Below are 14,113 nucleotides of genomic sequence, written 5' to 3' on the forward strand. Positions count from 1 at the left end.
CTCATCATTGCGGTGAATGGTGATTGTGCGGAATATTTGTTATTTTTATTATTTTATTAATCTATTCTGAAAATAAGTTTATACGTCAAAATAGCACCGTTAAGCGAATGCTTTTGCAAGGGATAACATTTAATATCGCGGCGCATAAAGTATTATTACTCTCCGTTTTCTTGCGCAATTGTGCGCTGTTTTTTAACTTTTTAAACAACAGCGAACGTGTGTTTTACAGTATCACGGGGAAATAATAAATAACTATATTTCAATGACTTGATTGCTTTTTTTGCAAGTTAACTACCCAGCGCAACGATAAATCAACATTTTATATAAATGAAATATACAACTGCTCTTTTACTGTCCTTTCTGACGCTCAGCCAGCTAACAGGATGTGTATTTTCACCAGGCCAGAACTTAAGTCTTTCCGGGAAAAAAGTCACTACCGATGAGGAAATTAACGATCCGCTGGACAAACGCGTGGAGGTTTTTCCTTTAACCCCTGGATTGATTGAAAAACTGCGCCCACCCGTTTCTAAATCTCAGGCAAATCCTACTCTGGATGAGCAGCTCAAAAACTGGGAATACCGCATTGGCTCAGGGGACATTTTGACGGTCACCGTCTGGGATCACCCTGAACTCACGACGCCCGCAGGGCAGTACCGTAGCGCGAGCGACGCGGGTAACTGGGTTAACGCCGATGGTACGCTTTTCTACCCCTACGTCGGCAAGCTGAAAGTGGCGGGCAAAACGGTTTCGCAGGTACGTGAGGAGATCACCGCGCGGCTGGATGAGGTCATTGAGAGCCCTCAGGTGGACGTCAGCGTTGCCTCCTTCCGTTCTCAAAAAGCCTATATCACCGGAGAGGTTGAGAAATCGGGCCAGCAGCCAATAACCAATATTCCATTGACGGTAATGGATGCGGTGAACGCTGCGGGCGGTCTCTCTGCGGATGCCGACTGGCGTAACGTCGTGCTCACGCATGATGGCCAGGACTCGCGCCTTTCACTCTATGCTCTGATGCAACATGGCGATTTAACCCAAAATAAGCTGCTTTATCCTGGCGATATCCTGTTTGTTCCCCGGAACGACGCGCTGAAAGTGTTTGTGATGGGCGAGGTGGTTAAACAGAGCACCCTTAAGATGGATCGTAGCGGCATGACGCTGGCTGAAGCCCTGGGGAATGCAGGCGGGCTGAACCAGAATATGGCCGATGCAACCGGGATTTTTGTTATTCGCCCGGTTTCACGGAAAGGCGAGAAAGACAAAATCGCCAACATCTATCAACTCAATGCGGAAGATGCCTCAGCCATGGTGCTGAGCACAGAATTCGAGCTGGAACCGTACGACATTGTCTATGTCACGACGGCACCGCTTTCACGCTGGAATCGTGTGATCGCCCAGCTGGTACCCACCATCAGTGGCGTACATGACCTGACCGAAACCGTCCGTTACATCAGGTCGTGGCCGCAATAATGTTCAATTCAATTCTCGTGGTTTGCACCGGCAATATTTGCCGTTCACCGATTGGTGAGCGGCTGTTGCGCCAGCAGCTACCCGACGCGCAGGTGACCTCGGCAGGCATTTTCGGGCTTGAAGGACGCCCGGCGGATGCGACTGCAAAGGCAGTCGCCTTATGTCATGGCGTTTCGCTGGAAGGTCACGTGGCGCGTAAGGTCACACGTTTTCTGTTACAAAAATCCGATTTGATTCTGGTGATGGAGCCAGAGCATCTCCGTTTTATTGCCTCAGTGGCGCCGGAGAATCGGGGGAAATCGCTGTTGTTTGGTCAGTGGCTGGAAACAAAGGACATTCCCGACCCGTATCGCAAAAGCCGGGAAGCCTTCGAATATGTTTTCGAGCAGTTAGGAAAAGCCAGTCAGGAATGGGCTCGTCGTTTGCGTCAACAAGGAATGAAGCAGTAATGTCGTCTCATAAATCAGACAAATTTGGTGCTGCGACACCGCATGATAATGAAATTGATCTCATTCAGCTGTTGGCTGAGATGTTTGATCATCGGGTAATGATAGCGTGCATCACGCTCCTGTTCACCGTATGCGCCGGGATCTATGCGTATAGCGTCACACCGATCTATCAGGCTGATGCCCTTGTGCAGATAGAAGCGAAGCAGGACAACTCGTTGCTCAAAAGCTTAAGCCAGTTTGGTACCGATCTTTCACCTGATGTTGCGCCCGAACTCTTGCTGCTCAAGTCGCGGATGATTCTGGGAGAGACCGTTGACAAGCTGGGGCTAACGTACAGCGTCAAACGGCGCATGCTGCCCGTCATTGGGCCGCTGCTGGAACGAGGGCGTAAAGCCGGTGAACTGACAATTGGTGCGCTTACCCTTCCTCTTCTGGAAGACAAGCCACAGGAACTTTTACTGACCGTGCAGGAGCAGGGCCGGTATCACCTCGAAGGAAAAACGCTTGAGGCTGATGGCGTTGTTGGGAAAACGCTGGTTAAAGACGGAGTAACGCTGCTTGTCACCTCGCTCAGTGCGGCACCAGGCACCCGGTTTGCCCTCAAAACCGTCACAAAGCTTGAAGCAATAAACACCCTTCAGCGCCGACTCATTGTTTCTGAGTCGGCGAAGCAGAGCGGAATTATCAGCTTAACGCTGACGGGCGAGGACCCTGACAAGATCGCCGTGGTGCTCAACACCATTGCTGAAAATTATCTCAGCCAGAATATTGCGCGCCAGGAAGCTAAAGATACCCGCAGCCTGACGTTTTTACAGGACCAATTACCTAAAATCAGGCGCGAACTGGATGAAGCCGAAGCACGACTGAACGCCTACAGAGAGCAGCGCGATTCTGTCGATCTATCCCTTGAGGCGAAGACGGTTCTCGATCAGGTTGTTAATGTGGAAAATCAGCTTAACGAGCTGACGTTCCGCGAAGCAGAAGTTTCTCAGCTTTTCAAAAAGGATCACCCAACCTACCGCGCCTTACGTGATAAAAAACAGACCCTAAAGCAGGAACGTACGCGCCTGAATAACCGCGTCTCATCCATGCCTTCTACCCAGCAGGAAATTTTGCGTTTAAGCCGTGACGTTGAGTCCGGGCGCACCATCTACCTGCAGCTGCTGACGCGTCAGCAGGAGCTGAATATCTCGCGCTCCAGCACCATCGGAAACGTGCGGATCATTGACCCTGCAGTAACGCAGCCTGGACCCGTCAAACCGCACAAAGTGATTATCATTGTGCTCGGTATGCTGGTGGGATTGATGCTCTCTGCAGGGACGGTGTTGGTGCGCTCTGCGTTTAAACGGGGCATCACCTCGTCTGAACAGCTGGAAGCGCAGGGAATGCCTCTTCTGGCTACGCTCCCGCGTTCAGTGTGGCTATGGAAAAAAACGCATTTGCGCAAGAGGACGCTGTTTGCTTCCCACTGGAAGCACAGGACGTCAAACGTACCTTTCCTGCCCGTTGACCGACCGGCGGATATATTTGTCGAGGCGGTGCGCGGGTTACGCACCAGTCTGCATTTTACCATGATGAATGCCGTTAATCGGATAGTGGTGATTTCTGGTCCTTCGCAGGACTGCGGAAAGACTTTGGTGAGCACCTCGCTGGCGTCGATTGCCGCTCAGGCAGGTCAACGGGTACTGTTTATTGATGCGGACATGCGCAAGGGATATGTTCACAATATTTTCAAACTGAACAACCAGCATGGGTTGTCCAGCGTGCTGGGGGGAAGCATAGAGTGGCAGGATGCGATTCAACGCTTCGAGAAAGGTGGCTTTGATGTCTTGACCTGTGGATCTCAGCCTTCACATCCTGTCGAGCTGCTTATGAATGAGCGCTTCCAGACGGTAATGTCGCGAATAGACAAAGAGTACGACATCGTGATTGTCGACACGCCACCGGTGCTGGCCGTGACTGATGCGCTACTCGTCGCCAGAGCCGCGGCAACCACGTTGCTGGTTGCCCGTTTCGGTAAAACCAGCGTCAAAGAGATCGAAAACTGCCGGAAGCGTCTGCAGCAGATGGGCGTCCAGGTTGAAGGCGCGATTCTCAATGATATTGTGAAATCCGCTGCGTTCTATTACCACTCGGGTTATAGCCATTACAACTACGGCTATACCCCGGAATAAAGTGACGCGACACTTCTTTACAGCATGACGCCGAATAGCCCGCTAAGATGACCTCCGTTAAATCGAGAGGTCATAATGGATAACCGTAAATTGAGTCGCCTGCGCCGCTGGGCACGGGAAGGGATCATACTCATTCTGCTTACGCTGGCGGTCATGTGGGGCGTGGATCAATACCGAAAGCCGTCATTACCCGCCAGCTTTAGCGCAACGCCTATGCAGAGTATCGACGGTAACATTCACGATATCGCGGCGCTCAGCAAGGAGCGCCCCCTGCTGATTTACGTCTGGGCAACCTGGTGTAGCATCTGTCGTTATACGACACCTGCGGTCGATAAGCTGGCAAAAGAGGGCGGTAACGTCGTGAGCATTGCCATGCGCTCCGGTGACGATGCAAAGCTCGCTCGCTGGGCTGAAAAGAAAAACCTGAGTATGCCGGTGATTAACGATGCAAACGGCGCCGTGTCGCAACAGTGGCAGGTGAGCGTAACGCCGACGCTGGTGATTGTGTCAAAGGGGAAAGTAGTCAGTACCACAACGGGCTGGACGAGCTACTGGGGATTGAAAATCAGAATGTGGTGGGCAGGCGTATAAAGATAACCCCTCTTCCGACGGAAGAGGGGTTTTGTATTACTTCGCGAGAACTTCCTGCGCGGTGCGCTCAACCAGCGACAGCAGGATTTTGATATCTTCCAGCGTCACGGTTGGGTTCAGCAGAGTCAGCTTCAGGCAGGTGATGCCGTTATGCTCGGTCACACCGACGTTTGCACGGCCGGATTCCAGCAGCGCATCACCAATTTTCTGGTTCAGCAGGGCGATGCCCGCGTCGTCCATCTGCACCTGGCCACGGAAGCGGAACAGCACGCTTGCCAGCTGTGGCTGCATAACCAGTTCCAGAGCAGGCTGCTCTTTCACGTAGGCTGCAACCTGCTGCGCCAGCGTTACGCCGTGATCGATGATCGCCGCGTATTGCTCCTGACCCAGCGCTTCCAGGCTCATCCACAGCTTCAGCGCGTCGAAACGACGGGTGGTCTGCAGAGATTTGGACACCAGGTTAGGCACGCCCGCTTCTTCGTCGAACTCAGAGTTCAGGTAGGCCGCCTGATAGCGCATAAGCTCATAGTGACGCGCTTCTTTTAGCAGGAACGCGCCGCAGCTGATGGTCTGGAAGAACTGCTTGTGGAAGTCCAGGGTGACGGAATCCACCAGCTCGATGCCGTCCAGGTAGTGACGATACTGATCGGACATCAGCAGCGCGCCGCCCCAGGCCGCATCAACGTGTACCCAGATGTTCTGCTTCGCCGCCAGTTCAGCAATGGCACGCAGTGGATCGATAGCACCGGCATCGGTAGTACCTGCCGTCGCGACGATGGCCAGAATCTGCTCCCCGTTCGCGTTGCACTGCTCGATTTTCGCCGCCAGATCGGTCAGATCCATGCGGGAGAACTCGTCGGTTTTCACCTGCACTACGGACTGATAGCCCAGGCCCATCAGCGCCATGTTTTTCTGCACGGAGAAGTGCGCGTTTTCGGAGCACAGCACGCGAATTTTGCGCAGATCGCCCACCAGACCGTCCTGCTGAACGGAGTGGCCCTGACGCGCGAAGAATGCGTCACGCGCCAGCATCAGACCCATCAGGTTGCTCTGGGTACCGCCGCTGGTGAACACACCCGCGTCGCCAGCCTGATAACCCACGCGGGTACGCAGCCACTCGATCAGTTTGATCTCAATAATGGTTGCGGACGGGCTTTGATCCCAGGAGTCCATACTCTGGTTAGTGGCGTTGATCAGCACTTCCGCCGCCTGGCTTACCACCAGGCTTGGGCAGTGCAGGTGCGCCACACACTGCGGGTGATGAACGGACAAGCTGTCTTTCAGGAAGAATTCCACGGCGCGTTCAATCGCCGCTTCGTTGCCCAGCCCTTTCGGGTTGAAATCCAGCTTAATACGGTCGCGCAGCTCCGCGACCGTTTTGCCCTGGTACATCTCAGGCTGCTTCAGCCACTGCATCACAGCCTGAGTGCTTTGTTCAATCGCCTGCTGGTAAGCTTCAATGCTCTGCGCAGAGGAGAACAAAATTGGGTTTGAATCTGACATCGTAATCAACTACTCCGGTTACGCCGGGCGAACGCCCGCAGCAAGCAGTGCCTGCTCGAATTTATCCAGGAAGATTTTCAGCTCTTCGTCGCTGATCAGCAGGGAAGGCAGCAGGCGCAGAACGATACCGTTACGACCACCACGCTCCAGAATCAGACCGGCTTCAAAGCACTTCTTCTGAATCAGCGCAGACAGCTCGCCGTCGCCAGGGAAGCAGCCCATATGGTCAGCAGCTTCGTGTGGCTTAACGATCTCGATACCGATCATCATGCCCAGACCGCGCACGTGACCGATGACCGGATAACGTTTTGCCATCTCTTTCAGCTGGCCTTTCAGCCATTCGCCCTGTGCAGCCACTTTGCCCGCGATGTTCTGGTCTTTCAGGATTTTCAGCGTCGTCAGGCCGGTTGCCATTGCCAGCTGGTTGCCGCGGAAAGTACCGGTGTGGTGGCCTGGCGCCCATGCGTCGAACTGCTTTTTGATACCGAGCACGGCCAGCGGCAGACCGCCACCAACCGCTTTAGACATCACGATGATGTCTGGCTCGATGCCCGCGTGTTCGAAGGCGAAGAATTTACCGGTACGGGCAAAGCCAGCCTGAACTTCGTCGAGGATCAGCAGAATGCCGTGTTCCTGAGTCACTTTACGAATGCGCTGCAACCACTCAGCCGGAGCCGGGTTCACGCCGCCTTCGCCCTGAACGGCTTCCAGGATCACCGCGGCAGGTTTACGCACGCCGCTTTCAACGTCGTTGATCAGGTTGTCGAAGTAGTAAGTCAGCGCTTTCACGCCCGCTTCACCACCGATACCCAGCGGGCAGCGGTACTCGTGCGGGTAAGGCATGAACTGCACTTCTGGCATCATACCGTCAACCGCTTCTTTCGGAGACAGGTTACCGGTCACGGACAGTGCGCCGTGGGTCATGCCGTGGTAACCGCCAGAGAAGCTGATGATACCGCTACGGCCGGTCACTTTTTTCGCCAGCTTCAGCGCCGCTTCAACGGCGTCGGCACCGGATGGACCGGTGAACTGCAGGCAGTACTCTTTGCCCTGACCAGGCAGCAGAGAGAGCAGATATTCAGAAAACGCGTCTTTCAGAGGCGTAGTCAGATCCAGAGTGTGTAACGGCAAGCCGCTGGTAATGACATTTTGGATGCTTTTCAGCACATCAGGATGGTTATGGCCAAGCGCAAGGGTCCCTGCGCCTGCTAAACAGTCAAGGTATTCTTTATTATCTGCATCGGTGATCCACACGCCCTCTGCTTTAGTAATCGCTAAAGGCAGTTTGCGCGGATAACTCCTGACGTTAGATTCAAACTCGGCCTGACGGGCCAGATAGGTTTCGTTGCTTTTGTGGGCATCTACGGTGTCAATACGGACTTTATCCGTCATCATATCACTCCTACAACCGCCGCTTCGCTATGAGCCACGATTGAATAAAAAGTTAAAAAACAGATGGGGCCTGAAAAAAACGCCGCCAATATAGAGCCTTTTGTCACGGGGCTCAATGGTTAATTTGTTTACTGTTTTGTGACATGGAGCACAGGAGAGGCAATATCACCATTTTCAAAAAGATAATTGCACTTTATTGGTAATAGAAACAATTACTTATTCGGCGTTTGTTTGGGTTGTTAAATGACAGAAAAGAGTGTGACAAATCGTGCCATTGGCTGACAAAAGAAGGGGGTATGCTGCCTTCATACCCCCTTATTTTTCCATCAACGACAAAAAGCGGTAGTCACATGGCGCGCGCAATGGAATCACGCATTAAAAATGGACTTTCAACGCGCGTCGTTTCCCGGTGTTGTTCACCGTTAATAATGTGCAGGGCGCTCAGGCGACCAATTTCGTAGTGGGGCAACTGAACCGTTGAAAGAGGCGGCAAAAACAGCTCGCCAATGCCCACCATATTGTCATAGCCGATAACCGCGACATCTTCAGGGATGCGAAGCCCTTGCGCCAGCAGCGTCTGGTACACCATAAACGCGATACGATCGTTACCGCAGATAACGGAATCAAACCGCGGGATGCCGTTCCGGATACGCGCCAGCAATGCGGTCGGAATATCACGATAATGCTCATCCCCGTGCGCCATATACTCATGCTCCAGGCTGTCCGGGTCGATTCCGGCTTCACGGCAGGCGCGTTCAAGCCCCTGACGGCGTCGGGTTGTGGCCAGATGGCCCACAGGTAAATGCAGACACAGGGGCTGCCGATAGCCTTCTGCGAGTAATGCCCTGACGGCGGCGTACTGCCCCTGTTCATCATCCGGGATATAGCTGGCGACCTTTTCACCGACACTCTCACAGTTGGCCAGCACGCAGGGGAGGGTGAGCAGCTTGGCAGGAAGAGGAACCTGACGTAACCCCATCGTGGTGTAGATAATCCCGTCAGGCCGGTGGGAGAGCAGAAGATCGACAATGGCATCCGGATTGTCGTCAGCAAACATATTCATGACGAAGCTATTCCAGCCGTGCATCCTGGCCGTCTCTTCAATGGACAGCGTAATCTCCACCGAAAAAGGTGTCGTGACCGTATCGAGCGCCAGCACGCCTATGGTTTTAGGCGAAGCATTCGCGCCGCGTATTTTCTTGGCGGACAGATCGGGAACGTAGCTGGTTTGCTCGATAGCCCACTGTACGCGCGCCAGCGTTTCCGGTTTAAGGCGCTCCGGGCTGTTAAGCGCGCGGGAAACCGTCATCAGCGATACGTTAGCCAGCTTTGCGACGTCCTTAAGGGAAGCCATTTTCTTACTCCGTTAATGCTCTGTGAGAGGGTATACAACTAAGTCGCTGATGTAAAAGGAAGGCTGATGACCAAGTTAGGTCATGCTTACCTCAGTTATGAATTTATGATCGCGATCTCACTTCCTTGGTGTTAACGTTAACTTTCGTGATTAACATCTTAAATCTTCATCAGGCAGCATGAGAAAGCATGGATGTTAACGTTACCATTGAGTCATTACTCCAACACGAGAATGCCATGATGAAAACGCATCACTCTCACAGCTATCCCTTACTGAGCGCATTACTGTTTTTCTTTTTTGTCACCTGGTCATCTTCCGGCTCGTTGCTCTCTATCTGGCTCCACCAGGAAGTGGGGTTAAAAGCGGGGGATACGGGCGTTATCTATGCCGTGCTTTCCGTCTCCGCACTGTTTGCTCAAATCTGCTATGGATTTATTCAGGACAAACTCGGCCTGCGCAAAAACCTGCTCTGGTTTCTGACCAGTCTGCTTATTCTTTCCGGGCCGGCCTTTTTGCTGTTTGGCTATCTGCTGCAAATTAACGTGTTGCTGGGCAGTATTTTCGGCGGGATTTTTATTGGCCTGACGTTTAACGGTGGGATTGGGGTGCTGGAATCCTATACCGAACGCGTGGCCCGTCAGAGCCAGTTTGAGTTCGGCAAGGCGAGAATGTGGGGATCGCTTGGCTGGGCGGCGGCAACCTTTTTTGCGGGGCTCCTGTTTAACATCAATCCGAAGCTGAATTTCGCTGTCGCGAGCGGCGCGGGGCTGGTGTTTTTTGTTTTGCTCGCGCGCCTGCGGGTCTCTTCCGCACCGCACGCCATGCAGGAAGCGGTGTCCGGTGGCAAGGTGACGCTGGAAGACGCATTGCGCCTGCTGACGCTGCCGCGTTTCTGGGCGCTGGTGTTTTTCGTTATCGGCACCTGCATTTACGGCGTTTACGATCAGCAGTTCCCGGTCTATTTCTCATCACAGTTCCCGACGTTGCAGGAAGGGAACGCCATGTACGGCTATCTCAACTCCTTCCAGGTTTTCCTTGAGGCGGCGGGCATGTTTTGCGCCCCGTGGCTGGTGAACCGCCTCGGCGCGAAAAACGGGCTGATATTCGCGGGAATGGTGATGGCAATGCGTATGGTGGCATCTGGTCTGGTTGAGGGGCCGGTGCTCATCTCCATTACCAAGCTGCTGCACGCGGTAGAACTGCCCGTATTGCTGGTCTCGGTATTTAAATACAACAGCTTACATTTTGATAAGCGGCTCTCTTCCACGCTCTATCTGGTGGGCTTTGCCTGTACAAGCTCGGTGATTGCGTCTGTGCTGTCGCCGCTGGCGGGTTACAGCTATGAGAAATACGGCTTTGCCCAATCCTATCTCATTATGGGGCTGTTAGTGTTCAGCACCACGCTCATCTCCATCTTCCTGTTGCGCTCGGGTAAGTCTTCTTCTGACCCGCTCATGCCGCAACCCTCCACTATCTGACTGAAAAGAGTAAACAAATGATGCATTCCATTGCCAAAGCTGAACAATCATTACAGGCCAAACGCGGCGATCTTAACCTGCGCTGGTATCCGCGTTACCACCTCGCCGCGCGTGCCGGCTGGATGAACGACCCGAATGGTCTGGTGTGGTTTGACGGCTGGTATCACGCGTTTTACCAGCATCATCCGTACTCGACCCAGTGGGGACCGATGCACTGGGGCCATGCGCGCAGCAAGGATTTAGTTCGCTGGGAACACCTCCCGGTGGCACTGGCACCGGAAGGGCCAGAAGATAAGGACGGCTGTTTTTCCGGCTCGGCGGTGGTGGATGGCGATACGCTGGCGCTGATTTATACCGGCCACAAATTCCACGGCGATCCGGATGACGAGGCTAACCTTTACCAGGTGCAGTGCCTGGCAACCAGCCGTGATGGCGTCCATTTTACGCGGCAAGGAACGATCGTTGACACGCCGCCTGGGCTGCATCACTTTCGCGATCCAAAAGTGTGGCGGGAAGGGGAGCGCTGGTACATGGTTGTCGGCGCGCGGGATGGCGAGACGGGCCAGGTGCGTGTTTACCGTTCTGACGACCTGCGCGAATGGCAGGATATGGGCGTGCTTGCGGTGGCTGAAAAAGAGATGGGTTATATGTGGGAATGCCCGGACTTTTTCACTCTCAACGGCAAACGCGTGCTGATGTTTTCACCTCAGGGGCTGGCTGCGGAGGGATTCAAAAATCGCAATCTTTTCCAGAGCGGTTACCTGCTGGGGGAGTGGCAGCCCGGCCAACCTTTCGTGCGTCAAGGTGAGTTTGTGGAGATGGATAGCGGGCATGATTTCTATGCGCCCCAAAGCTTCCCGACGCCTGACGGCCGCCGCATCGTTATCGGCTGGCTGGACATGTGGGAATCTCCCCTTCCGGAACAGCAGGACGGGTGGGCTGGCATGCTATCTTTACCGCGCGAACTGACGCTAAGCGCGGATAACCGCCTGCAGATGCGGCCAGCCAGAGAAGTGGAAAGCTTGCGGGGAGCGTGGTTCCCCTGGCCGGTGAGCACGCTCAACAATCAGCAGATCGTTCAGGTGGAAAGCTGCGATGCGATGGAGGTCATTCTGCAGTGGGACTGTGCTAACAGCAGCGCGGAGCAGTACGGCATTCGTCTTGGCGACGGATTCCGTCTCTACGTTGATGCGCAGATGCAGCGCCTGGTGCTGGAGCGTTATTATCCGCAGTATGGCCTGTGCGGTACCCGAAGCGTCGCGCTGAACCTGAACGACACGCTAAGCCTGCGCCTGTTCGTTGACAGCTCGTCAGTGGAAGTGTTTATCAATGAAGGGGAGGCGTGCCTGAGCAGCCGCATTTATCCTGATGAAGGGGCGCGCGAACTGGCAATGTTTGCCTGGACGGGAACCGCATCGCTTATTGATGCCGGGGCGTGGCAGCTAGAGTAATACGTTAAGGCCTGCAAATTAAAAAGGCGACAGGTGTCGCCTCTGTTTCTATTTAATCTTTGTTGCGTAGCCTTCGAACTTTCCTTCTTTACTCACCGCTAATTTGCCTTTAGCAGGATAGTAAATGAAGGTGTATAGCCCTTGTGAATAAACTTTTGCCTGAGGCTCATTTTCATCCAGCGCGCCCAATACGCCATCGACATCCAGGATCTCGCCTTTAATTGAGATCTTCATTCCTTCCCATTTAAAGGCGTGTACCGCTTTGGCCGCCTGAGCATGTTGTTTCGCGTCTTTTTTATCCCAGATACCCGTACCCGCTGCGGCATCACGCGCGTTCGCCCATGCTGCATTTTGTGCGGCTTCATTATAAGCATTCTGGCGATTTTGCTCAGCCAGGTAGCAGGTATCTTTGCTAATGCCCTGGCGTTCACATTCGGCCATGCGCTGAGCAGTTGAAGTACACGCAGAAAGCAGGATGGCAGCACCAGCTATTAATACCGCTAAGAGTGACTTTATCATTACGATGATACCTTTGGTGAAATATATTCTATAGAAGAAGGTTTAATAGCCGCAAATATAATAAGCCTGATACATAATACCTAACCATGCGCCAACGATAATAAGCATCAGGTACACTATTACAGAGATAACGATGTATTTTGTCATACTGGTTATTTATTAAAAGCCAATCCCTACGCCGACTGAAGCCCCCATATTATTTGCTGTGTCATCAGAGAAGCTCACTTTACCAACCATATGTTCGTTAAAGTTAACCGACGCCCCAACCGCTAACGCGCTTTCACCGTTGTAAGTCGCACCGCCAGCCGAGAACATCACGCGCTGATTTGTTTGCACCTGAGGTAAACCGGCCATCGCCATCGCGCCACTGATACCCGCGTTTGCTTCTTTCTTGTTATTATCGACTTCCTCACGCAGCGATTTAAATTGCTGGTTAGTGTTGTTATTCAGAGCCTGTAATGTCTGTTTGGTCGCCTGCAGCTCCTGAGCCTCGGCCGTAACCGCCTGACTATTAGTAGCGACTTTAGCCTGTGTTGTCGTGTCTACCTGCGTGCGTGTCACAGTGGTCATCACGCCATTTTTTCCATCTTTGCCGTCTTTACCGTCTTTACCATTCGCTCCGTCACGTCCGTTAATTCCGGCAACGCCCTGTGCGCCGGTATCGCCTTTCTCACCCTTAGCGCCGTCTTTTCCATCAACGCCGTTAGTTGGTTTTGGTGCATTCTCAAGAGCTAACAGGCGGCCATCTTGTATACCGTTAGTAGCTTCAACAGTTGCAAGGCGGCTATCCTGGACAGCGTTAACAGTTTCAATATTAGTAATTGCAGTTCCGTTAGTCAGCACGCCCTGTAACGCCGCATCACCTTTTTTATTAGCGGTGTCAGCAAGAGCGCCTGCTAATTTAGCTTCATGATCGACACCAGAGACAGAAGTCTGAAGAGAGGAAATATTATTGGCGTTAGTGCTGATATTACCATTACTTGTGTCAATCTCGTTTTGCATCCGCTCACGATCGCCTTGTAAGTTATAGATCTGCCCGTCTTGTTTTACATTTTCAGCTTTCATATTATCCAGATTATAAGCGGTTTTGTCAGTGCCCTGAACCTGAATAAAAGTACCTGAATTGAATACGTTATCGTTAAGGTTTATGTTTACATCAGCTGCTTGAGTTACGTTCATAGAGCCAGTGAAAATAACACCAAATACAAAAGCAGTAACGGCATTTTTAACAACTTTCATTTGTAAAACACTCATCATTTAAAAAGTAAAAATGGGCAAGGCAGGCTATCCTGGCTTGTTGATGTAACGTCTGGTTACGCCTGATTAAAATAACGGAGTTACGTTAAATTTTGAATAAATCACTTAATTCGTAACGTGCAGTAACTATCAGTTAATGCGAGCTTTGGGATATTGATCTAAATCATAAATAGCATCTATAGCTAATCAGGTCTGCTGTGATAGAAATGGCATTATACAAATAATTACAGTTAGATACAGATCAGTAGAGATTTGAAGTGAAAAAAGTATTAAACACTAATCAATAAGAAGCTCTTAAGTGTTATGGTCGAAAATAATGCAGAATGTGTAAAATAGTTAATTCAAATTTATAGATTTTTCTACATTCTTTATTATCGAATCCTTCTTGTCTTTTGAATGAAAGTTATGTTGAAACTGTCATGAGTGCTTTAGATGCAGGCGAAAAATATTTGTGTTGAAAATTTATTCAAGAATGTAT

Annotated in this window: 11 protein-coding genes; 6 read left to right on the plus strand and 5 right to left on the minus strand. The window is 52.1% G+C overall.

What is annotated here, in order from left to right; genetic code table 11:
• Positions 1–327: 327 nt before the first annotated feature.
• The 4 genes from IM273_RS21220 to IM273_RS21235 all read left to right on the plus strand — a co-directional run bounded on the left by IM273_RS21220 (position 328) and on the right by IM273_RS21235 (position 4,681).
• A complete protein-coding gene (locus tag IM273_RS21220; RefSeq protein WP_193055605.1) occupies positions 328–1,467 on the plus strand; it encodes a polysaccharide export protein in 1,140 nt (379 codons plus the stop codon).
• Positions 1,467–1,916 (plus strand): protein-tyrosine-phosphatase, encoded by a 450-nt coding sequence (locus tag IM273_RS21225; protein WP_045259748.1) that lies wholly within the window; start codon positions 1,467–1,469, stop codon positions 1,914–1,916. Before IM273_RS21220 ends, IM273_RS21225 begins: the two co-directional genes overlap by 1 nt.
• Complete coding sequence (locus IM273_RS21230; protein WP_193055606.1) at positions 1,916–4,090, plus strand: polysaccharide biosynthesis tyrosine autokinase; 2,175 nt, start codon at positions 1,916–1,918, stop codon at positions 4,088–4,090. Before IM273_RS21225 ends, IM273_RS21230 begins: the two co-directional genes overlap by 1 nt.
• A gap of 75 nt (positions 4,091–4,165) precedes the next feature.
• Positions 4,166–4,681 carry a protein disulfide oxidoreductase gene (locus IM273_RS21235; RefSeq protein WP_045259750.1) on the plus strand — a complete coding sequence of 172 codons (516 nt, stop codon included), beginning with the start codon at positions 4,166–4,168 and terminating at the stop codon, positions 4,679–4,681.
• Positions 4,682–4,717: 36 nt separating this feature from the next.
• Here the strand turns inward: IM273_RS21235 and IM273_RS21240 are convergent, their stop codons facing one another.
• The 3 genes from IM273_RS21240 to IM273_RS21250 form a co-directional block, all read right to left on the minus strand.
• Positions 4,718–6,184 carry an aspartate aminotransferase family protein gene (locus IM273_RS21240; protein ID WP_028013828.1) on the minus strand — a complete coding sequence of 489 codons (1,467 nt, stop codon included), beginning with the start codon at positions 6,182–6,184 and terminating at the stop codon, positions 4,718–4,720.
• A gap of 18 nt (positions 6,185–6,202) precedes the next feature.
• Complete coding sequence (locus tag IM273_RS21245) at positions 6,203–7,579, minus strand: diaminobutyrate--2-oxoglutarate transaminase (protein WP_014884533.1); 1,377 nt, start codon at positions 7,577–7,579, stop codon at positions 6,203–6,205.
• 343 nt (positions 7,580–7,922) lie between these two features.
• A complete protein-coding gene (locus IM273_RS21250; protein ID WP_045259752.1) occupies positions 7,923–8,930 on the minus strand; it encodes a LacI family DNA-binding transcriptional regulator in 1,008 nt (335 codons plus the stop codon).
• 236 nt (positions 8,931–9,166) lie between these two features.
• On the opposite strand from IM273_RS21250, the gene IM273_RS21255 reads away from it, so the two are divergent.
• The gene (locus tag IM273_RS21255) at positions 9,167–10,408 is read left to right on the plus strand and encodes an MFS transporter (protein WP_028013826.1); all 1,242 of its coding nucleotides are present in this window, start codon (positions 9,167–9,169) and stop codon (positions 10,406–10,408) included.
• 17 nt (positions 10,409–10,425) lie between these two features.
• Positions 10,426–11,859 (plus strand): glycoside hydrolase family 32 protein, encoded by a 1,434-nt coding sequence (locus tag IM273_RS21260; protein WP_193055607.1) that lies wholly within the window; start codon positions 10,426–10,428, stop codon positions 11,857–11,859.
• Positions 11,860–11,907: 48 nt separating this feature from the next.
• On the opposite strand, the gene IM273_RS21265 is transcribed toward IM273_RS21260, so the two are convergent.
• Together IM273_RS21265 and IM273_RS22565 are read right to left on the minus strand one after the other, a co-directional pair.
• A complete protein-coding gene (locus IM273_RS21265; protein WP_193055608.1) occupies positions 11,908–12,378 on the minus strand; it encodes a hypothetical protein in 471 nt (156 codons plus the stop codon).
• A gap of 159 nt (positions 12,379–12,537) precedes the next feature.
• Entirely contained in the window at positions 12,538–13,617 is a 1,080-nt protein-coding gene (locus IM273_RS22565) for a YadA-like family protein (RefSeq protein ID WP_226857970.1), read from the minus strand.
• Positions 13,618–14,113 lie beyond the last annotated feature (496 nt).

It is taken from the genome of Enterobacter cloacae complex sp. P13B, assembly GCF_014895915.1.
Classification (GTDB): domain Bacteria; phylum Pseudomonadota; class Gammaproteobacteria; order Enterobacterales; family Enterobacteriaceae; genus Enterobacter; species Enterobacter bugandensis.